This window comes from Pseudoxanthomonas yeongjuensis, assembly GCF_010093345.1.
Classification (GTDB): domain Bacteria; phylum Pseudomonadota; class Gammaproteobacteria; order Xanthomonadales; family Xanthomonadaceae; genus Pseudoxanthomonas_A; species Pseudoxanthomonas_A yeongjuensis.
Map to the genome: position 1 here is coordinate 41,337 of NZ_PDWT01000007.1, position 26,412 is coordinate 67,748.

Genomic DNA, 26,412 nt, shown 5'->3' on the forward strand with positions numbered 1-26,412 from the left:
GATTCGCACCATGAAGACCCCCGTTCGAGTCGCCGTCACCGGTGCCGCTGGCCAGATCGGTTACGCACTGCTGTTCCGCATCGCTTCCGGCGAAATGCTGGGCAAGGACCAGCCGGTGATCCTGCAATTGCTGGAGCTGCCGATCGACAAGGCCCAGGCCGCGCTGAAGGGCGTGATGATGGAGCTGGAAGACTGCGCGTTCCCGCTGCTCGCCGGCATGGTCGGCACCGACGATCCGGAAGTCGCGTTCAAGGACGCCGACGTGGCCCTGCTGGTCGGTGCGCGCCCGCGCGGCCCGGGCATGGAGCGCAAGGACCTGCTGCTTGAGAACGCCAAGATCTTCACCGCCCAGGGTGCGGCGCTGAACAAGGTCGCCAGCCGCAACGTCAAGGTGCTGGTGGTCGGCAACCCGGCCAATACCAATGCCTACATCGCGATGAAGTCGGCGCCGGATCTGCCGGCGAAGAACTTCACCGCGATGCTGCGCCTGGACCACAACCGCGCGCTGTCGCAGCTGGCCAACAAGGCCGGCGTGGCCGTTGGCGACATCGAGAAGCTGGTCGTGTGGGGCAATCACAGCCCGACCATGTATCCCGACTATCGCTTCGCCACGGTCAACGGCGCTTCGTTGAAGGACAAGATCAACGATGCGGCCTGGAACAGCGATGCGTTCATCCCGCAGGTCGGCAAGCGCGGCGCCGCGATCATCGAAGCGCGTGGCTTGTCCTCGGCCGCCTCGGCCGCCAATGCCGCCATCGACCATATCCACGACTGGGTGCTGGGCAGCAACGGCAAGTGGGTGACCATGGGCGTGCCGTCCGATGGCAGCTACGGCATTCCGGAGGGCGTGATGTACGGCGTGCCGGTGATCACCGCCAACGGCGAATACACCCGCGTCGAAGGCCTGGAAGTGGACGCGTTCAGCCGTGCCGCCATGGACAAGACCCTGGCCGAGCTGGAAGAGGAGCGCGCCGGCGTGGCGCATCTGCTCGGCTGATCGCGCCAGGCGAGGCAATACCTGCAACGCCGGGCTTGTCCCGGCGTTTGCTTTTGGCGCGCCGTCGTCGCGTACATGCGACTAATGTCCAAAGGCCCTCGCACACGGCGGGAACTATGCTTCGGCCAATTCCGAGGGCTGGACGATCGCCATGGGCTATGAAGAAACCTACCGCCGCTCGATAGACCAGCCGGAAGAGTTCTGGGCGGAGGAAGCCAAGGCGATCCACTGGCACAAGCCGCCGCAGCGGATCCTCGATTATTCCAATCCTCCGTTCCGCCGCTGGTTCGTCGGCGGCGAGACCAACCTCTGCTACAACGCGGTCGACCGGCACCTCGAGGAGCGCGGCGAACAGCTTGCCCTGGTGGCCATTTCCACCGAGACCAACGTCACCCGCGAAATCTCCTACAACGAACTGCATCGCGAAGTGAATGCGTTCGCGGCGATCCTGAAGAAACTGGATGTCGGCCGCGGCGACCGCGTCGTCATCTACATGCCGAACATGGCCGAGGCCGTGTTCGCGATGCTGGCCTGCGCGCGCATCGGCGCCGTGCATTCGGTGGTGTTCGGTGGATTCGCCGCGCATAACCTGGCGCTACGCATCGACGATGCCACGCCCAAGTTGCTGATCGCCGCCGACGCTGGCATGCGCGGTGGCAAGGTCATTCCCTACAAGGCGCTGGTCGATGAGGCCTGCGCCAGATCCGCGACGCCTCCGCCGAAAGTGCTGATCGTCTCCCGTGGCCTCGACCCCGCATTGCCGAAAGTGCAGGGGCGCGATGTCGACTATGCCGAACTGCGTGCCGAAGCCGGCGCTACCGATGTGCCGGTGGAATGGCTGGAATCCAGCGAGCCCAGCTACCTGCTCTACACCTCCGGCACCACCGGCAAGCCCAAGGGCGTGCAGCGCGACGTCGGCGGCTACGCGGTGGCGATGGCGCAATCCATGCGCACGATCTTTGATTGCGCTCCAGGGCAGGTGATGTTCTCCACCTCCGATGTCGGCTGGGCGGTGGGGCATTCCTACAATGTGTATGGACCGCTGATCGGCGGTTGCACCACGTTGCTGTACGAGGGGTTGCCGTTCCACCCGGATGCGGGCATCTGGTGGTCGCTGTGCGAAAAATACGGCGTCCGCACCATGTTCTCTTCACCGACCGCGATCCGGGTGCTGAAGAAGCACGACGCTTCCTTCATCCGCGAACACGGCCTGTCGAAGCTGCAGTATCTGTTCCTGGCTGGCGAGCCGCTGGACGAGCCGACCGCGCACTGGATCCACGGGATGCTGGGAAAACCCATCATCGACAATTACTGGCAGACCGAAACCGGATGGCCGGCGATCACGATGCTGCCCGGGCTGGACATGAAGCCGGTGAAGTTCGGTTCGCCCGGCTTCCCCAACCTCGGCTACCGGATGAAGGTGATCGACGAATCCACCGGCGAAACCGTGGCGGCCGGACAGAAAGGCGTGCTGGTGATCGAGCCACCGCTGCCGCCGGGATGCATGAGCACGATCTGGAACGACGACGCGCGCTTCATCGGCAGCTACTTCAGCCATTTCAAGGAACTGGTGTACAGCTCGCTGGACTGGGCGATCCGCGACGAGGACGGCTATACCTTCATACTCGGTCGCACCGACGACGTGATCAATGTCGCCGGGCATCGCCTGGGCACCCGCGAGATCGAGGAATCGGTGTCGTCATTCGGCGCAGTCGCCGAAGCGGCGGTGATCGGCGTGCAGGACGAAATCAAGGGGCAGGTGCCGGTCGTGTTCGCCACGCTTCGCCAACACACCGATGAGCCGCACGAGCGCGTCGCCGCCGCCACCGGCATGCGCCGCGCGGTGGAGGAAAGCCTGGGCGCGGTCGCGCGTCCGGCGCGCGTCTATATCGTCAATGCCTTGCCGAAGACGCGCTCCGGCAAACTGCTGCGGCGTTCGCTGCAGGCACTGGCGCAAGGTGCGGATCCGGGCGACCTGTCGACGCTGGACGATCCGGGCGCGCTGGAAGAAGTGAAGAAGGCGCTGTTGCGCGGACCGGAGGTCGGCAGCTGAGGGCGTGCGCTATCCGGGTGTCGCTGGAGGCACGCCGGTATAGCTGGCCCGTGGCCTGATCAGCCGTCCCAAGGCCTGTTGTTCGAGCGCATGCGCCAACCAGCCCGCCAGACGTCCGGCCGCGAACATCACCAGCGCGGGCGTGGCCGGGAGTCCGTGCACGTGGCAGATCGCGGCGAGCATGAAATCGATGTTCGGGCGTTGTCCGCTGATTTCCTCGGTGGCGGCGATGATCGCCTCCAGCGACTGCATCGTCGGCGTTCCCGCATACAGCTCGCGCAACCGGGACAGAATCTCCGTTGCGCGCGGATCGCCGTGCGGGTAAAGCGCATGACCGAAGCCGGGCAGGTCGTCGCCGCGTTGCCAGCGGGTGGCGATGAACTCACGGATCGAAGCGGCCTCGCGCGCGTCCGCGATCAGGGCATGGGTGCGCGCCGTGGCGCCGCCGTGGCGCGGGCCGGAAAGCGCGGCCAATCCGCTGCAGACCGTGCCATGCAGGTGCGCGCCGGTGGAGGCGACCACGCGCGCGGCGAAGGCGGAGACGTTGAGTTCGTGGTCGGCGCAGACCACCAGCGCGGCGCGTACCAGTTCGGCGAAGCCTTCGTCTCCCGGTTTCCAACTGTTCGCCAGCAACCGATGCACCGGGCCTGCGAACGGCGGCTGCGCCACCAGCAGCGCGGCGTTATGGCGCAACAGCGTGGCTGCGATCTCATGGCGCACGCGTGGCGCGGAATTGAAGGAATGGCGTACTTCCAGCGCCAGCAACGGTATCGCCGACATCGCTCGCTCCAGTGGCGGAAGGCGCGCGTCGCTGGCGATGGCCGACACGGTCGCCGGCCAATGCGGATCGAGTTCAACCGCGAAAGGATCATGCTCGCCGCAATCCCACAGCAGCCGTGCGATGTCCTCCAGGGTGGCGCCGTCGTGCGCGGCAGTGATCGCGGACCTGCCGCGGTAGTAGGGACCGTCCGGCCGGATCAGTGAAATCTGCGTCTCCAGTACCGGCAGGCCGCGATCGAGGCTTTGCGCGGCGCCACGTGCCGCGCCGCGTCCCGCCTGTTTGCGTTGCGCCAGCCGCTCCACGTCGTGCCGTGGGTACAGGCGGCTGCGATGATCCGGTCCCGGCCGGGATTCGAGCAGGCCGCGGCTCACATACGCGTATAGCGTGGCCTGGCTGATCCCAAGGATCCGGCAGGTCTCGCGGGCGGAAAGCAGATCGGCGTGGGTCGGATCCGTGGACATGGGAGATATGTTGATTGAAATAATCAAGATTGATCAATACTGCAGATGATGCCAGATTGGCGGCCCAACGAGGAGGCGTACCATTCGCGCACCTCAGCCGCCTGACGCAGTGCGCCGTGGCGGACACGACGACCCAAGAGGAGTCCACATGAGCAACCCGAACGCTGGCGCCCCCGCTTCTCCCGGAGCGAAATTCCGCGCCGCGCTGAACGCCGAATCGCCACTGCAGGTGATCGGCGCCATCAACGCCAACCATGCGCTGCTGGCCAAGCGCGCCGGCTATCGCGCCATCTACCTGTCCGGGGGCGGCGTCGCCGCCGGCTCGCTGGGCCTGCCGGACCTGGGGATCAACACGCTGGAGGATGTGCTGGTCGACGTGCGCCGCATCACCGATGTGTGCGACCTGCCGCTGATGGTGGACATCGATACCGGCTTCGGCCCCAGCGCGTTCAATATCGAGCGCACGGTGAAATCGCTCATCAAGGCTGGCGCCGCGGCCTGCCATATCGAGGACCAGGTCGGCGCCAAACGTTGCGGCCATCGTCCGGGCAAGGAAATAGTCACGGCCAGCGAAATGGTCGACCGGGTGAAAGCCGCCGCGGATGCCAAGACCGATCCGGATTTCTTCCTGATCGCCCGCACCGACGCCATCCAGGTCGATGGCGTGGATGCGGCGATCGAACGCGCCATCGCCTGCGTGGAAGCAGGGGCCGACGGCATCTTCGCCGAAGCCGCCTATGACCTGCCCACCTATCAGCGCTTCGTCGATGCGGTGAAGGTGCCGGTGCTGGCCAACATCACCGAGTTCGGCAAGACCCCGCTGTTCACCCGCGAGGAGCTGGCATCGGTCGGCGTGGCCATTCAGCTCTACCCGCTGTCGGCGTTCCGCGCCATGAACAAGGCCGCCGAAGCCGTGTACACCGCGATCCGCCGCGATGGCCACCAGAAGAACGTGGTCGACACCATGCAGACCCGCGAGGAACTGTACGAGCGCATCGGCTACCACGAATTCGAACAGAAGCTCGATGCGCTGTTCGCCGCCAAGAAATGATCCGGAGAAAGACATGACCGAAGCAGTTCCCTTCAAGCCGAAGAAATCCGTCGCCCTGTCCGGCACCGCCGCCGGCAACACCGCGCTGTGCACGGTCGGCCGCAGTGGCAACGACCTGCATTACCGCGGTTACGACATCCTGGATCTGGCGCGCAGTTCGGAATTCGAGGAAATCGCCCACCTGCTGGTCCACGGCAAGCTGCCCAACCGCGCCGAACTGGCCGGTTACAAGGCCAAGCTCAAGTCGTTGCGCGGCATCCCCGCTGCGGTGAAAACGGCGCTGGAGCAGCTGCCCGCATCGGCGCACCCGATGGACGTGATGCGTACCGGCGTATCGGTGCTGGGTTGCGTATCGCCGGAGAAGGACGACCATAATCATCCGGGCGCGCGCGACATCGCCGACAAGCTGATGGCTTCGCTGGGCCCGATGCTGCTGTACTGGTACCACTGGAGCCACAACGGCAAGCGCATCGATACCGATACCGACGACGACAGCATCGGCGGGCACTTCCTGCACCTGCTGCATGGCGAGAAGCCGCGGGATTCCTGGGTCCAGGCGATGCACACTTCGCTGATCCTGTACGCCGAGCATGAGTTCAACGCCTCGACCTTCGCCTGCCGCGTGATCGCCGGCACCGGCAGCGACATGCATTCGTGCATCGCCGGCGGCATCGGCGCGCTGCGCGGTCCGAAGCATGGCGGCGCCAACGAGGTCGCCTTCGAAGTACAGAAGCGCTACGAAACGCCGGACGAGGCCGGGGAAGACATCAAGGCCCGTGTCGAACGCAAGGAAGTGGTCATCGGTTTCGGCCACCCGGTCTACACCACCGGCGATCCGCGCAACCAGGTGATCAAGGACGTCGCGCGCGAGCTGTCCGACGAGCAGGGCAGCCGCAAGATGTACGACATCGCCGAGCGCCTGGAGACGGTGATGTGGGACATCAAGAAGATGTTCCCCAACCTGGACTGGTTCAGCGCGGTCAGCTATCACATGATGGGCGTGCCGACGGCGATGTTCACCCCGTTGTTCGTGATCGCCCGCACCAGCGGCTGGAGCGCGCACGTGATCGAACAGCGCATCGACGGCAAGATCATCCGGCCCAGCGCGAATTACACCGGTCCGGAAGACCTGGCCTTCGTGCCGCTCGACCGGCGCTGAACGACAAGCGCCGAACAAATCGGGCAGGCAGGGCCACGGCCCTGCCTGCCGACGTTTCGGCCCACTGCGCCAGTCGGCCAGCTAGCTCATCGGATCGCCCGCCATGAATACCCAGTACCGCAAACCCTTGCCCGGCACCTCGCTGGACTATTTCGATGCGCGCGAAGCGGTCGAGGCCATCCAGTCCGGCGCCTACGCCACGTTGCCCTACACCTCGCGCGTGCTGGCCGAGAACCTGGTGCGCCGTTGCGATCCAGCCACGCTCACCGACTCGCTGAAGCAGTTGATCGAACGCAAGCGCGACCTGGACTTCCCCTGGTTTCCCGCGCGGGTGGTCTGCCACGACATCCTCGGCCAGACCGCGCTGGTGGACCTCGCCGGCCTGCGCGATGCCATCGCCGGGCAGGGCGGCGATCCGGCGCAGGTCAATCCGGTAGTGCCGGTGCAACTGATCGTCGACCATTCGCTGGCGGTGGAATGCGGCGGCTTCGACCCCGATGCGTTCGCCAAGAACCGCGCCATCGAGGACCGGCGCAACGAAGACCGTTTCCACTTCATCGAATGGACGCGCAAGGCGTTCAAGAACATGCAAGTGATTCCGCCGGGCAACGGGATCATGCACCAGATCAACCTGGAGAAGATGTCGCCCGTGGTCCAGGCGCGCGATGGCGTGGCCTTCCCCGATACCTGCGTGGGCACCGACAGCCATACGCCGCATGTCGATGCCCTGGGCGTGATCGCGATCGGTGTGGGCGGGCTGGAAGCCGAGAGCGTGATGCTGGGCCGCGCGTCGTGGATGCGCCTGCCGGAAATCGTCGGCGTGCGGTTGACCGGAAAACCGCAACCGGGCATCACCGCGACCGATACGGTGCTGGCGCTGACCGAATTTCTGCGCAAGTCGAAGGTGGTCGGCGCCTGGCTGGAGTTCCATGGCCAAGGCGCTGCCGCGCTGACCCTGGGCGATCGCGCGACCATCTCCAACATGGCGCCGGAATACGGCGCCACTGCGGCGATGTTCTCCATCGACCCGCAGACCATCGATTACCTGCGCCTTACCGGCCGCGAGGAAGAGCAGGTGAAGCTGGTGGAGCTTTATGCGCGCCATACCGGCCTGTGGTCCGACAGTCTTGGCAATGCGGAATACGAGCGCACGCTGCAGTTCGATCTCTCGAGCGTCGTGCGCAACATGGCCGGCCCTTCGAATCCGCATGCGCGCGTGGCCACGTCCGACCTGGCCGCCAGGGGCATCGCCGGTGCTTGGCAAGAAACCCCCGGGCTGATGCCGGATGGCGCGGTGATCATCGCCGCCATCACCAGCTGCACCAACACCAGCAATCCGCGCAACGTGATCGCGGCCGCGTTGCTGGCGCGCAATGCGAACCGCCTGGGCCTGGCCCGCAAGCCGTGGGTGAAGACCTCGCTCGCTCCCGGCTCCCGGGCCGTGAAGCTGTACCTGGATGAAAGCGGCCTGATGCAGGAGCTGGAGGCGTTGGGCTTCGGTGTGGTCGGTTTCGCCTGCACCACCTGCAATGGCATGTCCGGCGCGCTGGATCCGGCGATCCAGCAGGAAATCATCGATCGCGACCTGTACGCGACCGCGGTGCTGTCGGGCAACCGCAACTTCGACGGGCGCATCCATCCTTACGCGAAGCAGGCTTTCCTCGCCTCGCCGGCCCTGGTGGTCGCCTATGCGATCGCCGGCACGATCCGCTTCGACATCGAAAAGGATGTGCTCGGCGTGGTCGATGGCAGGGAAATCCGCCTGAAGGATCTTTGGCCCGGCGACGAAGAGATCGATGCGGTGGTCAAGGCATCGGTCAAGCCGGAACAGTTCCGCAGCGTCTACAGGCCGATGTTCGAAGTCCAGGTCGAACACGGCCCGAAGGTCGAGCCGTTGTACGACTGGCGCGGCATGAGCACCTATATCCGCCGGCCGCCGTACTGGGAAGGCGCGCTGGCCGGCGAACGGACCTTGCGCGGGATGCGCCCGCTGGCGGTTCTGCCCGACAACATCACCACCGACCACCTGTCGCCGTCGAATGCGATCATGCGCAACTCGGCGGCAGGCGAATACCTGGCGAAGATGGGCGTGCCGGAAGAGGACTTCAATTCCTACGCCACCCATCGTGGCGACCACCTGACCGCGCAACGGGCGACCTTCGCCAATCCGAAGCTGTTCAACGAGATGGTGCGCAACGAAGACGGCAGCGTGAAGCAGGGTTCGCTGGCCCGCATCGAGCCCGAAGGCAAGGTCGTGCGCATGTGGGAGGCGATCGAGACCTACATGGAGCGCCGGCAGCCGCTGATCATCATCGCCGGTGCCGACTACGGCCAGGGTTCTTCGCGCGACTGGGCGGCCAAGGGTGTGCGTCTGGCCGGCGTGGAAGCCATCGCCGCCGAGGGCTTCGAACGCATCCACCGCACCAACCTGATCGGCATGGGCGTGCTGCCGCTGGAGTTCAAGCCCGGCACCGACCGCAGGACGCTGGACATCGACGGCACCGAAACCTTCGACGTGATTGGGGAGCGCACGCCACGCGCCGAGCTGGTGCTGGTGATCCATCGCAAGGATGGCGAGCGCGTCGAGGTGCCGGTGACCTGTCGTTTGGACAGCGACGAAGAAGTGTCGATCTACGAAGCGGGTGGCGTGTTGCAGCGCTTTGCGCAGGATTTCCTTGAGTCCTCAAAGGCGGCGTGATTGATGGCGACGCAACCTCGCGCGTTGCTGATCGCCATGCTTGCACCATCTGTGGTCGATTACATGTGGCGCGTGGTTACTGAGAACAGGCTCGATGTGATGCTGGGCCGGAAATTGTTCGTGCGTGATAATTGGCATCAGTCGCTTTCCGGTCGGCACTTCTCGCCCACCGACGATGTGCTGCGGAAACTCTGCGCTGCGGGATCTCGCATCAGTGCGGCAGCGTTTCAGATGCAGTTCAACCGAATCACCAGCAAGCCGGGGCAGCGCGTCCATTGGCAATTTGGAGTTCGTGGTCGCCCAGCCGGGTTCGATCCGCTTCTTGTGAACGTCCAGCATGCGCTCGCGACCGAGTCCATTGCGGACGGTGAAAAGCATTCGCCCCATGCCACGCTTTGCTATGACGCACCGGAGCATCGGGAGCCCTTGGGCTTTGATCCGATCGACTGGCTTGTAAGCGAAGTCCAATTGGTGATTGGAGAGGACACTCCTCGGGGCTATCGCTACCGCACCTTGGAACAGTGGTCCTTGCACGCAGCCCAGGTGCAGGCAGGGGCCCAACTCGTTCTCCTATAGTTTCTGTATTTCCCAAGGACTGTCCTCATGCATTCTCCGCAATTCCGCATCCTCGCCACCTACATGCGCGGCGGCACCAGCAAGGGCGTGTTCTTCCGGCTGGAGGACCTGCCGGTCGCGGCGCAGACGCCGGGCAAGGCGCGCGATGCGCTGCTGATGCGCGTGATCGGCTCGCCCGATCCCTACGGCAAGCACACCGACGGCATGGGTGGGGCGACCTCGAGCACGAGCAAGGTGGTGATCATTTCGCCGAGTACGCAGCCGGATCACGATGTCGATTACCTGTATGGACAGGTGCCGATCAACGACAGCTTCATCGACTGGACCGGCAACTGCGGCAACCTGTCCTCGGCGGTGGGTCCGTTCGCGATCGCCAACGGCCTCATCGACCCGGCGCGCATCCCGCACGACGGTGTCTGCACGGTACGGATCTGGCAGGCGAACATCGGCAAGACCATCATCGCGCACGTACCCATCGCCAAGGGGGAAGTGCAGGAAACCGGCGACTTCGAACTGGATGGGGTGACCTTCCCGTCCGCCGAAATACAGCTCGAGTTCCTCGACCCGGCCGATGACGGCGAGGGCGATGCCGGCGGTGCCATGTTTCCCACCGGCAACCTGGTGGACGCGCTCGAGGTGGCGGGCGTGGGCACGTTCAACGTCACCATGATCAACGCAGGCGTGCCGACCGTTTTCGTCGATGCCGCCGAACTGGGCTACGACGGCACCGAGTTGCAGGATGCGATCAACGAAGACAAGGCGGCGCTGGCGAAGCTGGAAGCGATCCGCGCCCACGGCGCCGTACGCATGGGATTGATCGATGATGTGGCCGCCGCCGCCAAGCGCCCACTGACGCCGAAGGTCGCATTCGTCGCACCGCCGAAGGATTACGTTTCATCCAGCGGCAAGCCTGTGCTTGCAGCCGACATCGACCTGCTGGCCCGTGCGATTTCCATGGGCAAACTGCACCACGCCATGATGGGCACGGCTTCGGTGGCGATCGCGGCAGCGGCGGCGGTGCCGGGCACGCTGGTCAACAAGGCCGCCGGCGGCGGCACGCGCGACGTGGTCGTTTTCGGCCATCCCTCCGGCACCTTGCGGGTGGGCGCGGAAGCGACACGGAGCCAGGGCTCATGGACCGTTGCCAAGGCGATCATGAGCCGCAGCGCGCGGGTGCTGATGGAAGGTAAAGTACGTGTGCCGGGCGACGCATTCTGATTTCGATACCCGGCCGTATGCTGTTTGCCATGAGCATGGACAGGACCGATTGCCGGCGGTACTGGTAGTTGTGACATCCGTAACGGTCGGCTGCGGCGATTGCATGTAAACCGACGCATGCCGGTAATATTTCCGCTGGGGAGCGGTTCCGGTATCGTGAATCGACATAAGGGGTGTCATGAAAGACGGGGAGCTTTACTTCAAGACCGAGGCGGGCAAGCGCGAGATCCAGGATCGCGCGCTCAGGTTGCCGGCTGCCTTGCGATCGATCCTGCTGATGGTCGACGGCCAGCGCGATCAGGAGCAACTGCGCGAGTTGATGACCGGGCTGCGCGCGCCGGACGATGCGATCGAACAACTGGTAGTGAAAGGGTTGATCCAGCGCGGCGACGCTGGGCCTTCCGCCGCACCCGTAGTGGAGGCGCCCGCGGAAGCGCCAGCCAAGGCGGTAGCCCACGCACCGGTGCAAGCCCAGGCGCGCGTTGAAACGCCGGTCCAGGTGCCAGCCACGGACCTGCCTGCGCTTCCTGGCGCGATCAGCATGCCAGCCGATTTCGGAAACTACCGGCGCTTGTACAACTTCGTCACCGATGCGGTGAGCCGCCACCTCGGGCTGAAGGGTTACTTCATGCAGCTGAAGGTCGAGCGGTGCTCGGACGTCGATGCCTTGCTGGACTTGCTGCCGGAAGTCGCCACCGCCCTGACCAAGGCCAAGGACCACACCTTCGCCAGCGAATGGCTGGTGCGGGCGCGGGCCGAAGTCCGCAGTTGAGCGCGCGGAACCGGGAGCGCGGCCATGTCGCCGCGCCCCAGTTGGTCCGCTTCAGCTGAGGCCTTCGGCCTGCAATGCCTGCCGCACTCCCTCGTCGGCCAGCATGCGCTGGAAGAAGCGCTCCAGGTTCGCCAGACCGGACAGGTCCACGTTGACCGCCTTGGCCCAGCGCAGGGTCACGAACAGATAGGGATCGGCGATGGAGCGCGTCCCGGTCAGCCAGTCCCTGCCTTGCAATTGCGCATCGGCGCGTTCGAAGAAGCCGCGCAGTTTCTGGCGTGCGTTGTCCTTGCTCTGCTCGATCGCGGTCTCGTCGCCCAGATACTTGGTCGAACCGAAGACCGGATGGAAAGCCGGATGCACGTCGGCGTTGAAGAAGGCCAGCCAGCGGTTGATCTCGGCGCGGCTTTTCGCGCTGCCGTCGCCGCCCAGGCCGGACTCGGGGAAACTGTCGGCCAGGAAATTCAGGATCGCCGCATTCTGGGTCAGCACCCAGCCGTCCACTTCCAGCGCCGGGACATTGCCGGCGGGATTGAGCTTGAGGTATTCGGGCGACTTCAGGCTCGCCGCGTCCATGACCTGCAGATCGAAGGGCTTGCCGATCCAGCGCAGGGCGATATGGTCGCCGAGCGAGCAGGCGCCCGGCTTGGTGTAGAGCTTCATGCGGATCTCCGGAAAAGAAAAAGCGGATCCGGAAGGAATCCGGACCCGCTTTCATTCTCGACCTTTTCCGGTAACCCGCGCGTTACGAAGGCACGCTACGAAGGCGCGTTACGAAGAGCGCGGCTTGAGTTTCTGCACGCGCAGGAAGGTGTGGTCGCCGATGGTCGCCACCTGGTAGGCGTTGCGCCAGCTCGGACTGGCGATGTTGTGGGCCATGAAGTGGCTGGCGCCAGGCACGATTTCCTTGCGCTCGCCGGGCGGCAGCGCCCAGTTCTTTTCCGCGCCCAGGGCGACATTGATCGACTTGGCCCAGGCCTCGGGGTTCTGCAGGCGGGTGCCGGGGGCGACGATGGTCGGGGCGAACTGCTTGCGCGCGGTGACCACCTCGCACATCGAGTCGCCCCACAGGCCGCTGTCGAGGCGGCGCAGGGCGACCTCGGCCACGGCCTGCTGGCCGCGCAGGGTCTGGTCGCGGGCTTCCAGATAGACGGTGGTGCTGAGGCAGAGCGAGTCTGCGGCGGGCTGCGGCAACATGTGCGACAGCCAGAGGATCCAGGCCAACTTCATTGAAACGAACTCCTTGCTCCGTCTTGACCGCGTCCACGCGCCTCCCGGGGGAAGGTGCGGTTTGGATGGACACGGCGTCAGGGCGTCATGGGGAGGCAGCTACTCCGACGAGCTGCCCGGGGCCGGCCGGAAAGGTGGGATCAGGGCCGGGGTGGCTCGCCAGTCGATACGGGGGCGGGCCGAAAAAGTTGGCGCAAGGTAAGGGCCAGAGGCCCAACCCGGCCTGAATACGGAAGCTTGACAACCGCGCTAAGTGATTGATTGGGAATGGAGTATTTGCTCTGGGGAGCGAGATTAACGAGAAACGAGAAACGAGAAACGAGTAGTGAGGAGTGAGGAGTGAGGAGTGAGGAGTGAGGGGTAAGCGCGGCGGCTTTTGCTTTAACTCGTTCCTCACTCCTCTCCACTCGTTCCTCGCTCCTAAAGGCTTGCAGCCAGACGGCTGCCCTGGTCGATCGCGCGCTTGGCGTCCAGTTCGGCGGCGACGTCGGCGCCGCCGATCAGGTGCGGGGTGATGCCGGCGGCCAGCAAGTCCACCTGCAGGTCGCGGCGGGGTTCCTGGCCGGCGCAGACCACGACGTGGTCCACGGCCAGGAGCTGTTCGACGCCTTCGACCCGGATCCTCAGCCCGGCATCGTCCACGCCCAGGTATTCGACCCCGCCCAGCATCTGCACTTTCTTGGCTTTCAGCGTGGCCCGGTGGACCCAGCCGCTGGTCTTGCCCAGCCGCGCGCCGGGTTTGCCAGCGGACCGCTGCAGCAGCCAGACCTCGCGCGCCGGGGGTTCGGGCCTGGCCGGAACCACGCTGCCACGGGCCTCGAAGGTCGGGTCCACGCCCCATTCGGCCATCCAGCGGGCCGGATCCAGCGTGGACGAATGGCCGCCTTCGTGGACCAGGTATTCGGCCACGTCGAACCCGATGCCGCCCGCGCCGATCAGCGCCGCATTGCGACCCACCGTGACCCGTCCACTGAGTACGTCCACGTAGCTGAGCACCTTGGCGTGGTCGGCACCGGGGAAATCCACCCGCCGCGGGGTGATGCCGGTGGCCAGCACCACTTCGTCGAAGTCTTTCAGCATGTCCGCCGACACCGGGGTCGAGAGCTTCAGCGACACGCCGGTTTCCTCCAGCCTGTGGGCGAAGTAGCGCAGCGTCTCGTGGAATTCCTCCTTGCCCGGGATCTTCTTGGCGTAATTGAACTGGCCGCCGATCTCCGTTGCCGCATCGAACAGGGTCACGCGGTGGCCGCGCTCGGCCGCGACCGTGGCGCAGGCCATGCCGGCGGGCCCGGAACCGACCACCGCGACGCGTTTGGGGGCGAAGGTCTTGTCGTAGTTGAGTTCGGTCTCGGCGCAGGCGCGCGGGTTGACCAGGCAACTGGCGCGCTTGTTCTCGAACACATGGTCCAGGCAGGCCTGGTTGCAGGCGATGCAGGTGTTGATCGCCTGTGCCTTGCCGGCACGCGCCTTGTTGGCCCATTGCGGATCGGCCAGCAGCGGCCGCGCCAGCGAGACCATGTCGGCGATGCCCTCGGCGAGGATCCGTTCGGCCACGTCCGGCATGTTGATGCGATTGCTGGTGATCAGCGGCAGCGCGACATGCGGCTTGAGTTTCGCGGTCACGTCCACGAACGCCGCGCGCGGCACCGAGGTGACGATGGTCGGGATACGCGCCTCATGCCAACCGATGCCGGTGTTGATGATCGTGGCGCCGGCGGCCTCGATGGCCTTGGCCTGGGCCACGATTTCCTGCCACTGGTTGCCGTCTTCCACCAGGTCCAGCATCGACAGCCGATAGATGATGATGAAGTCGGGACCACAGGCCTCGCGCACCCGGCGCACGATCTCCACCGCGAAGCGCATGCGCTTCTCCGGCGTGCCGCCCCAGGCGTCGTTGCGCTTGTTGGTGCGCGGCGCGGTGAATTCGTTGATGAAATAGCCTTCCGAGCCCATCACCTCGACGCCGTCGTAGCCGGCTTCGCGCGCGCGGCGGGCGGCATCGGCGTAGGCGGTGATCTGGCGCTCCACGCCGCGCGAGGACAGCGCGCGCGGGGTGAACGGGTTGATCGGCGCCTTCAATTTCGACGGCGCCACGGTCAGCGGGTGGTAGCCGTAACGCCCGGCATGCAGCAATTGCAGGCAGATCTTGGCGCCATGTTCGTGGGCCGCGGCGGTGACGAACTTGTGCGGCCGCACTTCCCACGGCCACGACAACTTGCCGCCGAACGGTTTCAGCCAGCCGACCAGGTTCGGCGAGAAGCCGCCGGTCACCATCAGGCCGACGCCGCCTTCGGCGCGCTCGGCGAAATAGGCCGCCAGCCTGGGGAAATCGCGGGCGCGGTCCTCCAGTCCGGTATGCATGGAACCCATCAGCACGCGGTTGCGGATCCGGGTGAAGCCCAGGTCCAGTGGCGCGAACAGGTGCGGGTAATGCTGATCAGTCGGGGTGGGCTGAGGCGTCATGCAACGGATACGTGTGCGTACGGAAAGCGCACGATGCCGGTTATCCGCTTTTCCGGCAAGGTTGACGTCGGGGGCTAGCCGTGCGGTGCGGGATCCGCCACGGCATCACCTGCCAGTGCGCGCGGTGCGGCCGCGAACCAGCGCATGGTCATCGCGCACATCGGGCCGATGGCCAGCGCGAAAGCAAGCGTTCCCCAACCCGCATCGCCGCCCATCGCCCAACCGGCGAGCAGGACGCTGGCTTCGATGCCCGTGCGCACCGCGCCGATCGGCCAACCGGTACGCCGGTGCAGGCCCGTCATCAGCCCATCGCGCGGACCGGGACCGAAATTCGCGCCGATATACATGCCGGTCGCCAGCGCCAGTACTGCAAGTCCGGCGATGAACGCCGGAATCTGCTGCCACAATCCTTCGAATTGCGGGAACAGCCAGAGCCCGAACTGGGCGCTGGGACCGATCAGCAATACGTTCAGCACGGTGCCCAGGCCAGGTTTCTGGCGGATGGGAATCCACAGCAGCAGCACGGCAAGCCCGATCAGGTTGGTCAATGCGCCGAACGACCAGCCGGTCTGCGTGGCGATGCCCTGGGTCAACACGTCCCACGGCGCGATACCCACGCTAGCCCGCACCATCAGGCTGATGCCTATTCCATAGAGGAACAGGCCCAGCAACAGTTGTGCGAATCGTCTTGCGAATGCGGGTGGGAGCGTCATGCGGAAAGTCCGAAGCGGGCAGCGAGTCTATCGGTTGCCCGCAGCGCATGCCTGCGACGCTCAGTTCCAGCCGGCAAGCACCAGTTTCCCGATGGTGGCGCCGGACTCCAGCCGGCGATGCGCTTCGCGCAGGTTGGCCGCATTGATGGCGCCGATGGTTTCGGTATGGGTGGTGCGGAGTTCGCCCGCATCGACCAGGCTTCCCACCCGGTTGAGGATGCGATGTTGTTCGATCATGTCCGGCGTCCTGAAGCGCGCGCGCGCGAACATCATTTCCCAGTGGATGCCGACGCTCTTGGCCTTGTACGGGTCGCCGATCTTCAACAGGCCGCTCGGTTCCACGATCAGGCCCACGTGGCCCAGCGGGGCGATGAGTTCGCCGATGGTTTCCCAGTAGCGGTCGGTGTCGGCCAGGTTCAGCACCGCATCGACTTGTTTATATCCGAGCGATTCCAGTTGCGGCGCCAGCGGCTGGCGATGGTCGATGACGTGATGCGCGCCCATCGACCTGCACCATTCGATGGTTTGCGGGCGCGAGGCGGTTGCGATGACGGCGAAGCCCGCGTGCCGTGCGAGCTGGATGGCAATGGATCCCACGCCGCCCGCGCCGCCGATGATCAGCAGGCTGCGGTCATTGCCTTCCGCGTCGATCGAGAACGGCATGCGGTCGAACAGCAGTTCCCACGCGGTGATGGCGGTCAGCGGCAACGCCGCGGCCTGGGCGAAATCCAGCGTCGCCGGCTTGCGCCCCACCAGACGTTCGTCGACCAATTGGAACTGCGCGTTGCTGCCGGGGCGGGTGACATCGCCGGCGTAATAGACCTCGTCGCCGGGCTGGAACAGGGTGACGCTTTCGCCGACCGCTTCGACCACGCCGGCGGCGTCGTAACCCAGCACCTTCGGTTGCGTCTCGACCTGCGGCTTGGGCGAACGGATCTTGGTGTCGACGGGATTCACCGAGATTGCTTCCACCCGCACCAGTACATCGGAACCGCTGGCGACGGGCTTGGGAAGTTCGACGTCCTGCAGCGATTGCGGGTCGTCGATGGACAGGTAACGGGTCAGGGCAATGGCTTTCATGGGAATCTCCTTGGTCAGACCGGCGACGGATTGCGTTCGGCGAATCCGCGCTGGTGCCAGTAAGGGTAGGGCGGCGTGGTGGTACTGGCATCATCCAGCGTCTTGACCTGTTCGCCGGTCAGCGCCCAGCCCACCGCACCCAGGTTCTGCCGCAGCTGTTCTTCGTTGCGCGCGCCGATCACCACGCTTGAAACCGTGGGCCGTTGCAGCAGCCAGTTCAGCGCGATCTGCGGGATGCTCTTGCCGGTTTCGGCGGCGATCGCGTCCAGGGCATCGACCACCTTGAACAGGCGCTCGTCGTCCACCGGCGGCCCGAACTCGTTGTCGCGCAGGCGGCTGGTTTCAGGCAATGGCTGTCCGCGACGGATCTTGCCGGTCAGGCGTCCCCACCCCAGCGGACTCCAGACCACCGCGCCCACGCCCTGGTCCAGTCCCAGCGGCATCAGTTCTTCTTCGTAGTCGCGGCCGATCAGCGAGTAGTAGGTCTGGTTGGCGACATAGCGCGACCAGCCGTGGCGCTCGGCGGCGGCGAGCGATTTCATCAAATGCCAACCGGAGAAATTGGATACGCCCAGGTAGCGGATCTTGCCCGCGCGGACCAGGTCGTCGAGGGTGGACAGGGTTTCCTCGACCGGCGTCTTCGCATCGAAACCGTGCAGCTGGAACAGGTCGATATAGTCCGTGCCGAGTCGTTTCAGCGCCGCATCGACCGCATTGATCAGATGGAAGCGCGATGAGCCCACGCTGTTGGGACCATCGTCGAAACGGAACGTGGCCTTGGTGGAAATCAGCACCTGATCGCGGCGGCCCTTGATGGCGGCGCCAAGGATCGATTCGGCGGCTCCGCCGGAATAGATGTCGGCGCTGTCGAACAGGTTGAGGCCCGCGTCCAGGCAGATATCGACCAGGCGCCGCGCTTCGGCGGCATCGGTATTGCCCCACGTGGCGAATAGCGGGCCCTGCCCGCCGAACGTTCCGGTTCCGAAACTCAATGCGGGAACCTTGAGGCCTGACTTGCCGAGATTACGGTATTCCATGGGGTTGTTCCTTGTGGGGGAAGAAGAAATCATGAGCTAAGGCTGGAACAGGGAAGGTTGACTCGGCAGTGGATGCGCTCAGAGCGACGCAGGATCGACCGCTTCGGCCATCGCCCGGTAACCCGTGTCGCCCGGATGAAGATGATCGCCGGAATCATAGGCGGGCAGCATGCGGGTGGGATGGCACGGGTCGCGCAACAGGGCGTCGAAATCGATGATCGCATCGAACTCGTGGGCTTCGCGTATCCAGTGGTTCACGGTCTGGCGCACGTGTTCCTTTTCAGCGCTGTAGTAGCCGGTGATCGGCGTGTCCGCCAGCGCACCTTCGAAAGGCGTCAGTGTGGCGCCGACGATGCGCACGCCGCGAGCATGGGCGCGTGCGATCAACTGACGGTATCCGGCGATCAGTTCGTCGGCCCCCACCGGCGCGTCGTCAGGCGCGAATGGCGTGCCATGCCAGCTGATGTCGTTGATGCCCATCAGCACGATGACCGTGCGCAGCCGCGGTTGACCCAGCACGTCGCGATCGAAACGCGCCAGGGCGTTGACGCCCATGCGGTCGCGCAGGACGCGTCCACCGGAAATCCCCGCATTCAGCACCGCGATCCCTTCGCCGGCCAGACGCCGGGCCAGGAAGTCCGGCCAGCGCCGGTCGCTGCCGGGAGAGGAGGCCGCGCCGTCGGTGATCGAGTCGCCCAGCACCACCACGGAGCGCGCATCTGCATCGGCCTCGACCTGCACGCCGCTGATGAACAGGCGCACCGGTAGAGCGGTCGCGGCTTCGAGATCGGTGGCGGCGGTGGCATCGCCGCCAGTCAGCCAGGTGCTTTGCAGGCCTTCCCAGTGGAAGGTCGAAGGTGTGGCCGGCTGCGGCAGATACAGGCTGATGGAAATTTGCGCGAAAGCCGGCGCCTCCATTTCCACTGGATCGCTGAGCATCGGCGCGCCCGCGGGAATGGTCACCGATTCCCGGCCGTCGAAGCGCAGCACCTGATCGCTGGCGGCAATGATGCCGGCATCTTCTCCCGCGAGCGCGATATGGGCGCGGCCGATGTGCAGCGGCCGGTCGCCGTATTCGTTGCTCAACATCACTCGAAACCTTTTGCCTCCGGGACCGATTCGCAGCACCTGGCGCAAGGTCTGGTTCCAGAGATTGAACGGCACGTTGGTCGGGAATGGAAAATCGCTTTGCCACAAGGGTTGCGGACTGGCGTGCCAGGTGCCGATCCAGCGGCTGGCATCGGCAGCCGGAGCGCTGGCGGCGCCAGTGGCCAAAGCCACGCCCAGCGCCACCGCATGCAGGCGGGATCTGCTCATGCCTTTTCGCACTGGCCGACCAGCGCCGGATCGGGAAATGGCGCGCTGGAGGCTTGCCGGCGTTCCAATGCGATCGCCCACAACGCGACCAGGAAAGCGGACAACGGCACCAGTGCGGCGACCCACGGCAAGGCTTCAAGACCGGGGCCGTGCATGATCACCACGCCGCCCAGCCACGCGCCGAAGGCATTGCCCAGGTTGAAGGCGCCGATGTTCAGGCTGGAAGCCAGGCTTTGCGCGCCGGTCGCCTTCTGCAGTACCCACAATTGCAGCGGCGACACCGTCGCGAACGCGGCGGCGCCGAGCAGGCCGACGAACAGCACCATCGCCCATTGGCTGTGCAGGACGAAGGTCATCAGTCCCATCACCACGGTCAGCGCGAGGAGGGTGCCGATCAGCGCCGGCATCAGCCGGCGATCGGCGAATTTACCGCCCAGCAGGTTGCCGACGATCATGCCCACGCCGAACACCAGCAGGATCGGCGACACCGCGGCGTCGGCGAAACCGGCGACTTCGGTGAGCAACGGCTGGATGTAGGTGTACACGGTGAACATGCCGCCGAAGCCGAGCACGGTCATCAGCAGGCCCAGCAGCACCTGCGGACGCACGACTGCCTTTATTTCTTCGCGGAACGCCATCGTCGCTGCGCCGCTGCGATCCTTCGGCACCAAAGTCGCGATGACCACGGTCGCGATCACGCCGATCGCGGTCACCGCCCAGAAAGTCGCGCGCCAGCCGTAATGCAGGCCGAGCCAGGCACCGGCGGGTACGCCGAGCAGCGTGGCCACGGTCAGGCCGGTGAACATGATCGAGATCGCGGAGGCTTTCCGGTCTTCGGCGACCAAACCGGTCGCGACCACCGCGCCGACGCCGAAGAAGGTGCCGTGGGCGAGCGAAGTGACCACGCGGGCGATCATCAGCATCGTGTAGTTGGGCGCCAGCGCACAGGCCAGGTTGCCCAGGGTGAAGATCACCATCAACGCCACCAGCACCGCCTTGCGCGGCATGCGGCTGGTCGCCGCGGTCAGCAACGGCGCGCCGATGAATACGCCCAGCGCGTAGCCGGAGATCAGCAGCCCGGCCGCGGCAATGGAAACGTGCAGGTCGGCGGCGACCTGCATCAGCAGGCCCATGATCACGAATTCGGTGGTGCCTATGCCGAAGGCGCCGGCGGTCAGCGCGTAGAGCGCAATCGGGAATCTTTTGCTGGAGGCTGGGGAGGAGGTGTTCACGGATCGGCTCGGGTTCGAATGCCCGCCAGCTTGGGACTTCCACTGAATATGAAAAACAGCGACTATGACTAATCACTTTCAATGAATAATTGATAATGGATCGAGTAGGCGATCTCAGCTTGTTCCTGCGGGTGCTGGACCTGGGCTCGATCACGGCGGCGGCCCATAGCCTGGACCTGTCGGTGGCCGTGGCCAGCCAGCGGCTGAAGCGCCTTGAGCGGGATCTGGGGGTGCGCCTGCTGCATCGGACCACCCGTCGCCTGCATCCCACGCCGGAAGGTGTGGCATTGGCCCAGCAGGGGCGCGTGCTGGTCGAAGACCTGGAATTGCTGGGGTCGGACCTGCGGGAAACCGCCACCGAGATCGCCGGCACCTTGCGGGTGACCCTGTCCGCCTCATTCGGCCGCCAATACATCTCGCCATTGCTGCCGCAGTTCCTGGCGCTTCATCCGAAACTACGCATCAGCGTGCATCTGAGCGACCAGGTCGTGGATCTGGTCAGCGAGGGCTTCGACCTGGCGATCCGGATCGGTGCGCTGGAGGATTCCACCCTGGTGGCGCGGCATATCGCTCCAAACCGGCGAGTCCTGTGTGCATCGCCCGACTACCTGCAGCGTCGCGGCATCCCGCAGGCGCCGAAAGATCTGCTGGAACACGATTGCCTGCTCCTGTTCGGCAGCAGCGGACGCCAGGACGTCTGGCGTCTGCATGACGCGGAAGGCGAAGAGCATGCGATCCGCGTGCAGGGCCGTTTCGAAAGCAACTACGGCGAATTGCTGCGCGATGCCTCGGCGGCGGGCGAGGGGATCGCCATCCATTCGTTGTGGCACGTCGCCGATGATTTGCGGGCCGGTCGGCTGGAAGTGGTCTTGCCGGGCTGCCGCCTCGCCACCACCGCGATCAGTGCAGTAATGCCGCAACGACGGCTGGTGCCGCCGCGGGTGGGTGCCTTCGTCGATTTCCTGGTGGCGCGATTCGGCGATGCGCCATGGGAACGCGGTCTGCGGAGCTGAGGTCTCAGGCTGCCTGGTCGAAGGCGAAGGCATCCATCGCCATGCCGCCCATCTGCACGGCGTGATGCAATCGCGTGGCACGAGCGTCCACCCCGCCCGCGCCCAGCGCCACATACAGCGGATAGAGGTGCTCGGTGGTGGGGTGATTGCGCCGTGCCTCGGGCAGGGATTGCCAGTCCAGCGCACCGTCGATGTCGCCCGCCAGCAATTTCCCGCTCAGCGCATCGGTGAACGCCTGCACCCACGGATACATGGGCGAATCGGCATGCTGCCAGTCCAGTTCGCGCAGGTTATGGGAATAACCGCCGGAGCCGATCACCAGCACGCCCTCCTCGCGCAAGGGCGCCAGTGCACGGCCCAGCCGGTAATGCCACTCGGCGGTCCGGGCCGGATCCACCGACAGCGCCACCACCGGGATATCGGCCTGCGGATACATCCGCCGCATCGGCACCCAGGTCCCGTGGTCTATGCCGGTGTGGTCGTCGAGCCGGGGTTCGAATCCGGCATCGGCCAGATGGCGAACCACTTCCCCGGCCAATGCGGGCGCGCCATGGGCGGGATACTGGATTTCGTAGAGAGGCTTCGGGAAGCCGCCGAAATCATGGATGGTTTCAGGTGCTGGAGTCGCGGTCACCGTGGGCGAAGCGGCCATGAAGTGGGCCGAAGCCACCAGCACCGCGCGCGGGCGCGGCAAGGATTCGCCCAGTTGGTCCAGGAAACTCGCGGTAGGCGAATCTTCGAGAGCCATCATCGGCGAACCGTGGGAAACGAACAGGGAAGGCAGGCGGGAAGTGTTCATCGCGACAAGATCGGGCCATCCAGGCGGATCTCCAAGTGCCACCATCAATCCGATGCGTTGCAGGAATGCGCCTGCGCTCCCCTGGCTTGGTTGCGGAAGGGAATGGCGGGCCGTCAGTCTGGCAAAATAAGCGCGTTCCCCACCTGTGGAGCCTTAGCATGAGCCAGCACGACATGCGTTCCACGGTCCGCCCGGACCCCGACCAGCCAATGGTGGATATCGCCGACTACGTCGTCGATTACCGGGTCGATTCGCAAGAGGCTTACGACACCGCGCGCTACATGCTGCTGGATTCGCTGGCCTGCGCGATGCTGGCCATGAAGTTCCCGGAGTGCGCCAGGCACTTGGGACCGGTGGTTCCCGGGGCGACCATGCAGGGCGGGGTTCGCGTGCCCGGCACCTGCCATGAGCTGGATCCGGTGCAGGCCGCCTTCGCCATCGGCTCGCAGATCCGCTGGCTGGACTTCAATGACACTTGGTTGGCAGCCGAGTGGGGCCACCCATCCGACAACCTCGGCGCCATCCTCTCGGTTGCCGATTACCTCAGCCGCAAGGCCAGGCGCGATGCCGGCAAGGCCCTTACCGTCCGCGACGTGCTGACCGCGGCGATCAAGGCCCATGAGATCCAGGGCGGCTATGCGTTGCTGAACTCGTTCAACCGGGTCGGCCTGGACCACGTCATCCTGGTCCGCCTGGCTTCGACCGCGGTGGCCACCCGGATGCTGGGCGGGGGCAAGCAACAGATCATCAACGCCGTCTCCCAGAGCTGGATCGACAATGGCGTGCTGCGCACCTACCGGCACGCGCCCAACACCGGCCCGCGCAAGAGCTGGGCCGCCGGCGACGCCTGCCGTCGCGCTGTGATCCACGCGCTGAATGCCGTGGACGGCGAGGTCGGCTATCCCAGCGCCCTCAGCGCGAAGACCTGGGGCTTCTACGACATCGCCTTCAAAGGCAAGGAATTCCAATTCGAACGTCCGTTCGGCAGCTACGTGATGGAGAACGTCCTCTTCAAGATCAGCTTCCCGGCCGAATTCCACGCCCAGACCGCGGTCGAGTGCGCCATGACCCTGCACCCGCAGGTCAAGGACCGGATCGGCGAGATCGGGAAGATCGTCCTGGAAACCCAGGAGGCGGGGATCCGGATCATCGACAAGACCGGCCCCCTGGCCAACCATGCCGACCGCGACCACTGCCTGCAGTACATGGTCGCGGTGCCGCTGATCTTCGGCCGCCTGACCGCGGACGACTATGGCGATGCCGTCGCCGCCGACCCGCGGATCGATGCCTTGCGTGGCCTGATGGAGGTCAGGGAAAACCCCCGGTTCACCAGGGAGTATTTCGACCCGGACAAGCGCTATATCGGCAATTCCGTGCAGATATTCTTCAAGGATGGCAGTTCTACCGAGCGGATCTCGGTCGATTTCCCCATCGGCCACCGCAAGCGCCGGTCGGAAGGCATCCCGGCGCTGATGGCCAAGTGCGAAGCGGCCTTGCGCGCGCACTTGCCGGCGGGCCAGGTCGACCGGATCATGGCCCTGGCAAGCGACGCGGCTCAGCTGGACGCACTGCCTGTCGATGCGTTCATGAACTTGTACCGGGCACAGGGGATATAAGGTGGTGCTGAGCTTGGCCTGACTGACTTGTTATGGTACCGTTAACGCAGCCTTCACTTCGATGCGCATAACCTGAAAAGGATGGCGCGCAGACAGGCCGTCTGAACCTTTACAAGCTGGACCCTTTAGCGAAGTCCTCCGGTTTTCATACAACTGATTTTTTTAAGGAGCTGCAAATGAACAAGAAACTTCTCTGTGTCGCAATGCTGGCCGGACTGAGCTGGGCGCAGGCCGCTTCCGCCCAGGAGTTCGACGACCGTTGGTACCTGACCGGTTCCGCTGGCTACAACTCGCAGGACGACGACCGTCGTACCGAAGACACCCCGTTCGTTACCTTGGGCCTGGGCAAGTTCATCAGCCCGAACTGGTCGCTCGACGGTGAGCTGAACTACCAGAACCCGAGTTTCGACGGTGGCGTGGCCGGCGCGAACGACGACCTGAACTGGAGCCAGTACGGCCTGTCGGTCGACCTGCGTCGCCACTTCATCTCCGAAGGCCGCGGCTGGAACCCGTACATCGTTGCGGGCCTGGGCTACCAGCGTTCGGAAGAAGAGTTCGACGCGTTCCCGAACCCGAATTCGCCCGGCGAGCGTAAGGACGGCAATTTCGCCGCCAAGATCGGTGCCGGTATCCAGACCACGTTCGACAAGCGCATTGCGGTTCGTGCCGAGCTGGCCTATCGCGCCGACTTCGACGACTCCAGCTTCGCGGCTGAAGGCGGCCCGGACTGGGGCGGCTACCCGCACCAGCAGGAAGAAAGCTACTTCGGCGACATCCTGGCTTCGGTCGGCGTCGTGATTCCGCTCGGCGCCCGCGCCGTTGCCGAACCGGTGGCTCCGCCGGTCGCCCCGAACTGCGCAGACCTGGATGACGACGGCGACGGCGTCAACAACTGCAACGACAAGTGCCCCGGTTCGCAGGCTGGCCAGACCATCGGCCCGGACGGCTGCCCGGTTCCGGTCTCGATCGACCTGAAGGGCGTGAACTTCGATTTCGACAAGTCGACCCTGCGTCCTGACGCGGTTGCGATCCTGAGCGAAGCCACCGAGATCCTGAAGCGCTACCCGGATCTGCGCGTTGAAGTCGCTGGCCATACCGACCAATGCGGCAAGGACGCTTACAACCAGAGCCTGTCCGAGCGCCGTGCGTCTGCGGTGTACGACTACCTGACCTCGAACGGCGTCGATGCCGCTCGTCTGACGGGTCCGAACGGCTTCGGCGAAAGCCGTCCGCTGGAAGATCTGGGTCAGGCCTTCCCGGCCTGCAAGAGCGAGAAGAACCGCCGCACCGAGCTGAACGTCCAGAACTGATCGGACGCAGGTTCAAGCAAGAATCGAAGCCCGGCCTAGTGCCGGGCTTCTTTTTTGGCTTCTTCTGTAGGAGCGCCCATGGACGCGAGCTCTTCGTGATGCAATTGAAGAAAAGCAGGAGCTCGCACCGGACGTCCCTGCGGCGATGCCGATCTTCCCCGCTGATCCACAAAGAACCTTTCTTCAAGCGCGCAACGAAACCACAGACGGCTATGCCGTTCGGGCACTGGATGCGGACGCAACGTTCGCCGCATGCGCCAATGCATGCGCGCATTCCTTGATATTGCAGGTCGCGCTTCCTACACTCTGGCCACTCACACAGTCCGGGCCGTCCCATGCACCGCATTCTCGTTTCCAGCCTGCTTGCCTTCGCTGCGGTCCCGGCTGCCCATGCGCTGCCGAACTGTGCGGGAAGCACACTTGCTCCGCCGCTTTCATCCGCGCAGACGTTGCTCGCGCCGGTCGCCGCCGAGCTGTCCACCAACACCACGCCACTGGGAGCCCCTAGTGGCGTGCTGGCGCACGCTTATGACGAAGCCCAGTCCGTCGATCGCGTATTGCTGAGGTTGCGCGTGCAGGCCTGCCAGAACGTGGCCATGGCGATGCCTGTCCCGAGCGTTGCCAATCCCAACGACCCGGCCGCGTACAAGCCCAAGACCGAGTTCGACAACACACCGTGGCGCTTCGACATGAGCCAGAACGGCAAGCGCATGACCGCCGAGGAATTCGACGCCTGGATGAAGGCGAAGGGCGTGCGCGTGGCCAAGGGCGCCGCCCCCGTCGTGGCGCCGGTTGCCGTGCCGGTGGCGCCAGCGGATGCGGCAAAGAAGGAATAA

22 protein-coding genes are annotated in these 26,412 nt (G+C 65.1%); 12 read left to right on the plus strand and 10 right to left on the minus strand.

Annotated elements, in window-relative coordinates; all coding sequences use genetic code 11:
- The first annotated feature begins 10 nt into the window (after window positions 1-10).
- Both CSC74_RS14875 and prpE read left to right on the plus strand, forming a co-directional pair.
- Complete coding sequence (locus CSC74_RS14875; RefSeq protein WP_162315279.1) at window positions 11-997, plus strand: malate dehydrogenase; 987 nt, start codon at window positions 11-13, stop codon at window positions 995-997.
- 151 nt (window positions 998-1,148) lie between these two features.
- A complete protein-coding gene (gene prpE / locus CSC74_RS14880) occupies window positions 1,149-3,050 on the plus strand; it encodes a propionate--CoA ligase (protein ID WP_162315280.1) in 1,902 nt (633 codons plus the stop codon).
- Between the two features lie 9 nt (window positions 3,051-3,059).
- Here prpE and CSC74_RS14885 read toward each other — a convergent pair whose 3' ends face one another.
- Window positions 3,060-4,292 carry a citrate synthase family protein gene (locus CSC74_RS14885; protein ID WP_162315281.1) on the minus strand — a complete coding sequence of 411 codons (1,233 nt, stop codon included), beginning with the start codon at window positions 4,290-4,292 and terminating at the stop codon, window positions 3,060-3,062.
- Between the two features lie 148 nt (window positions 4,293-4,440).
- On the opposite strand from CSC74_RS14885, the gene prpB reads away from it, so the two are divergent.
- The 6 genes from prpB (at window position 4,441) to CSC74_RS14915 (ending at window position 11,766) form a co-directional block, all read left to right on the plus strand.
- Window positions 4,441-5,343: a methylisocitrate lyase gene (gene prpB / locus CSC74_RS14890; protein ID WP_162315282.1), complete on the plus strand. Its 903-nt coding sequence runs from the start codon at window positions 4,441-4,443 to the stop codon at window positions 5,341-5,343.
- Between the two features lie 13 nt (window positions 5,344-5,356).
- On the plus strand, window positions 5,357-6,502 hold the full coding sequence (gene prpC, locus CSC74_RS14895; RefSeq protein WP_162315283.1) for a bifunctional 2-methylcitrate synthase/citrate synthase: 1,146 nt from the start codon (window positions 5,357-5,359) through the stop codon (window positions 6,500-6,502).
- Window positions 6,503-6,605: 103 nt separating this feature from the next.
- Complete coding sequence (gene acnD, locus CSC74_RS14900) at window positions 6,606-9,200, plus strand: Fe/S-dependent 2-methylisocitrate dehydratase AcnD (RefSeq protein ID WP_162315284.1); 2,595 nt, start codon at window positions 6,606-6,608, stop codon at window positions 9,198-9,200.
- A 3-nt stretch (window positions 9,201-9,203) separates the two neighbouring features.
- Window positions 9,204-9,776, plus strand: a complete 573-nt coding sequence (locus CSC74_RS14905) for a 2'-5' RNA ligase family protein (RefSeq protein ID WP_162315285.1) — start codon at window positions 9,204-9,206, stop codon at window positions 9,774-9,776.
- 27 nt (window positions 9,777-9,803) lie between these two features.
- Window positions 9,804-10,994 (plus strand): 2-methylaconitate cis-trans isomerase PrpF, encoded by a 1,191-nt coding sequence (prpF, locus tag CSC74_RS14910; protein ID WP_162315286.1) that lies wholly within the window; start codon window positions 9,804-9,806, stop codon window positions 10,992-10,994.
- 178 nt (window positions 10,995-11,172) lie between these two features.
- The gene (locus tag CSC74_RS14915; RefSeq protein ID WP_162315287.1) at window positions 11,173-11,766 is read left to right on the plus strand and encodes a hypothetical protein; all 594 of its coding nucleotides are present in this window, start codon (window positions 11,173-11,175) and stop codon (window positions 11,764-11,766) included.
- Window positions 11,767-11,817: 51 nt separating this feature from the next.
- Here CSC74_RS14915 and CSC74_RS14920 read toward each other — a convergent pair whose 3' ends face one another.
- From CSC74_RS14920 to CSC74_RS14955, 8 genes are all read right to left on the minus strand, one after another.
- The gene (locus CSC74_RS14920; RefSeq protein WP_162315288.1) at window positions 11,818-12,429 is read right to left on the minus strand and encodes a glutathione binding-like protein; all 612 of its coding nucleotides are present in this window, start codon (window positions 12,427-12,429) and stop codon (window positions 11,818-11,820) included.
- A 108-nt stretch (window positions 12,430-12,537) separates the two neighbouring features.
- Window positions 12,538-12,996: a cell wall hydrolase gene (locus tag CSC74_RS14925; RefSeq protein ID WP_162315289.1), complete on the minus strand. Its 459-nt coding sequence runs from the start codon at window positions 12,994-12,996 to the stop codon at window positions 12,538-12,540.
- Window positions 12,997-13,416: 420 nt separating this feature from the next.
- Complete coding sequence (locus tag CSC74_RS14930) at window positions 13,417-15,459, minus strand: NADPH-dependent 2,4-dienoyl-CoA reductase (RefSeq protein WP_162315290.1); 2,043 nt, start codon at window positions 15,457-15,459, stop codon at window positions 13,417-13,419.
- Between the two features lie 74 nt (window positions 15,460-15,533).
- Window positions 15,534-16,172, minus strand: coding sequence for a membrane protein YczE (yczE, locus tag CSC74_RS14935; protein WP_162315291.1), 639 nt, complete (start codon window positions 16,170-16,172; stop codon window positions 15,534-15,536).
- A 60-nt stretch (window positions 16,173-16,232) separates the two neighbouring features.
- Entirely contained in the window at window positions 16,233-17,252 is a 1,020-nt protein-coding gene (locus tag CSC74_RS14940; protein ID WP_162315292.1) for a zinc-binding alcohol dehydrogenase family protein, read from the minus strand.
- A 14-nt stretch (window positions 17,253-17,266) separates the two neighbouring features.
- The gene (locus CSC74_RS14945; RefSeq protein WP_162315293.1) at window positions 17,267-18,289 is read right to left on the minus strand and encodes an aldo/keto reductase; all 1,023 of its coding nucleotides are present in this window, start codon (window positions 18,287-18,289) and stop codon (window positions 17,267-17,269) included.
- 78 nt (window positions 18,290-18,367) lie between these two features.
- Window positions 18,368-19,606: an SGNH/GDSL hydrolase family protein gene (locus tag CSC74_RS14950; protein WP_162315294.1), complete on the minus strand. Its 1,239-nt coding sequence runs from the start codon at window positions 19,604-19,606 to the stop codon at window positions 18,368-18,370.
- Window positions 19,603-20,838: an MFS transporter gene (locus CSC74_RS14955; RefSeq protein ID WP_211369659.1), complete on the minus strand. Its 1,236-nt coding sequence runs from the start codon at window positions 20,836-20,838 to the stop codon at window positions 19,603-19,605. Before CSC74_RS14955 ends, CSC74_RS14950 begins: the two co-directional genes overlap by 4 nt.
- A gap of 95 nt (window positions 20,839-20,933) precedes the next feature.
- On the opposite strand from CSC74_RS14955, the gene CSC74_RS14960 reads away from it, so the two are divergent.
- Window positions 20,934-21,851, plus strand: coding sequence for a LysR family transcriptional regulator (locus CSC74_RS14960; RefSeq protein ID WP_162315295.1), 918 nt, complete (start codon window positions 20,934-20,936; stop codon window positions 21,849-21,851).
- A 4-nt stretch (window positions 21,852-21,855) separates the two neighbouring features.
- Here the strand turns inward: CSC74_RS14960 and CSC74_RS14965 are convergent, their stop codons facing one another.
- The gene (locus tag CSC74_RS14965; protein ID WP_211369660.1) at window positions 21,856-22,650 is read right to left on the minus strand and encodes a dioxygenase family protein; all 795 of its coding nucleotides are present in this window, start codon (window positions 22,648-22,650) and stop codon (window positions 21,856-21,858) included.
- A gap of 158 nt (window positions 22,651-22,808) precedes the next feature.
- On the opposite strand from CSC74_RS14965, the gene CSC74_RS14970 reads away from it, so the two are divergent.
- The 3 genes from CSC74_RS14970 (at window position 22,809) to CSC74_RS14980 (ending at window position 26,412) form a co-directional block, all read left to right on the plus strand.
- Window positions 22,809-24,266, plus strand: coding sequence for a bifunctional 2-methylcitrate dehydratase/aconitate hydratase (locus CSC74_RS14970; protein WP_162315297.1), 1,458 nt, complete (start codon window positions 22,809-22,811; stop codon window positions 24,264-24,266).
- A 176-nt stretch (window positions 24,267-24,442) separates the two neighbouring features.
- Window positions 24,443-25,576 carry an OmpA family protein gene (locus tag CSC74_RS14975; RefSeq protein WP_162315298.1) on the plus strand — a complete coding sequence of 378 codons (1,134 nt, stop codon included), beginning with the start codon at window positions 24,443-24,445 and terminating at the stop codon, window positions 25,574-25,576.
- Window positions 25,577-25,911: 335 nt separating this feature from the next.
- Window positions 25,912-26,412 (plus strand): hypothetical protein, encoded by a 501-nt coding sequence (locus tag CSC74_RS14980; protein WP_162315299.1) that lies wholly within the window; start codon window positions 25,912-25,914, stop codon window positions 26,410-26,412.

Coding starts and splice junctions, on each gene's coding strand:
- CSC74_RS14975 (WP_162315298.1), top strand. CDS start 24,443: ATGAACAAGAAACTTCTCTGTGTCGCAATGCTGGCCGGACTGAGCTGG.
- acnD (WP_162315284.1), top strand. CDS start 6,606: ATGAATACCCAGTACCGCAAACCCTTGCCCGGCACCTCGCTGGACTAT.
- CSC74_RS14905 (WP_162315285.1), top strand. CDS start 9,204: ATGGCGACGCAACCTCGCGCGTTGCTGATCGCCATGCTTGCACCATCT.
- CSC74_RS14950 (WP_162315294.1), bottom strand. CDS start 19,606: ATGAGCAGATCCCGCCTGCATGCGGTGGCGCTGGGCGTGGCTTTGGCC.
- CSC74_RS14925 (WP_162315289.1), bottom strand. CDS start 12,996: ATGAAGTTGGCCTGGATCCTCTGGCTGTCGCACATGTTGCCGCAGCCC.
- prpC (WP_162315283.1), top strand. CDS start 5,357: ATGACCGAAGCAGTTCCCTTCAAGCCGAAGAAATCCGTCGCCCTGTCC.
- CSC74_RS14915 (WP_162315287.1), top strand. CDS start 11,173: ATGAAAGACGGGGAGCTTTACTTCAAGACCGAGGCGGGCAAGCGCGAG.
- CSC74_RS14930 (WP_162315290.1), bottom strand. CDS start 15,459: ATGACGCCTCAGCCCACCCCGACTGATCAGCATTACCCGCACCTGTTC.
- CSC74_RS14875 (WP_162315279.1), top strand. CDS start 11: ATGAAGACCCCCGTTCGAGTCGCCGTCACCGGTGCCGCTGGCCAGATC.
- CSC74_RS14970 (WP_162315297.1), top strand. CDS start 22,809: ATGAGCCAGCACGACATGCGTTCCACGGTCCGCCCGGACCCCGACCAG.
- prpE (WP_162315280.1), top strand. CDS start 1,149: ATGGGCTATGAAGAAACCTACCGCCGCTCGATAGACCAGCCGGAAGAG.
- CSC74_RS14885 (WP_162315281.1), bottom strand. CDS start 4,292: ATGTCCACGGATCCGACCCACGCCGATCTGCTTTCCGCCCGCGAGACC.
- yczE (WP_162315291.1), bottom strand. CDS start 16,172: ATGACGCTCCCACCCGCATTCGCAAGACGATTCGCACAACTGTTGCTG.
- CSC74_RS14940 (WP_162315292.1), bottom strand. CDS start 17,252: ATGAAAGCCATTGCCCTGACCCGTTACCTGTCCATCGACGACCCGCAA.
- prpF (WP_162315286.1), top strand. CDS start 9,804: ATGCATTCTCCGCAATTCCGCATCCTCGCCACCTACATGCGCGGCGGC.
- CSC74_RS14980 (WP_162315299.1), top strand. CDS start 25,912: ATGCACCGCATTCTCGTTTCCAGCCTGCTTGCCTTCGCTGCGGTCCCG.
- CSC74_RS14945 (WP_162315293.1), bottom strand. CDS start 18,289: ATGGAATACCGTAATCTCGGCAAGTCAGGCCTCAAGGTTCCCGCATTG.
- prpB (WP_162315282.1), top strand. CDS start 4,441: ATGAGCAACCCGAACGCTGGCGCCCCCGCTTCTCCCGGAGCGAAATTC.
- CSC74_RS14920 (WP_162315288.1), bottom strand. CDS start 12,429: ATGAAGCTCTACACCAAGCCGGGCGCCTGCTCGCTCGGCGACCATATC.
- CSC74_RS14960 (WP_162315295.1), top strand. CDS start 20,934: ATGGATCGAGTAGGCGATCTCAGCTTGTTCCTGCGGGTGCTGGACCTG.
- CSC74_RS14965 (WP_211369660.1), bottom strand. CDS start 22,650: ATGAACACTTCCCGCCTGCCTTCCCTGTTCGTTTCCCACGGTTCGCCG.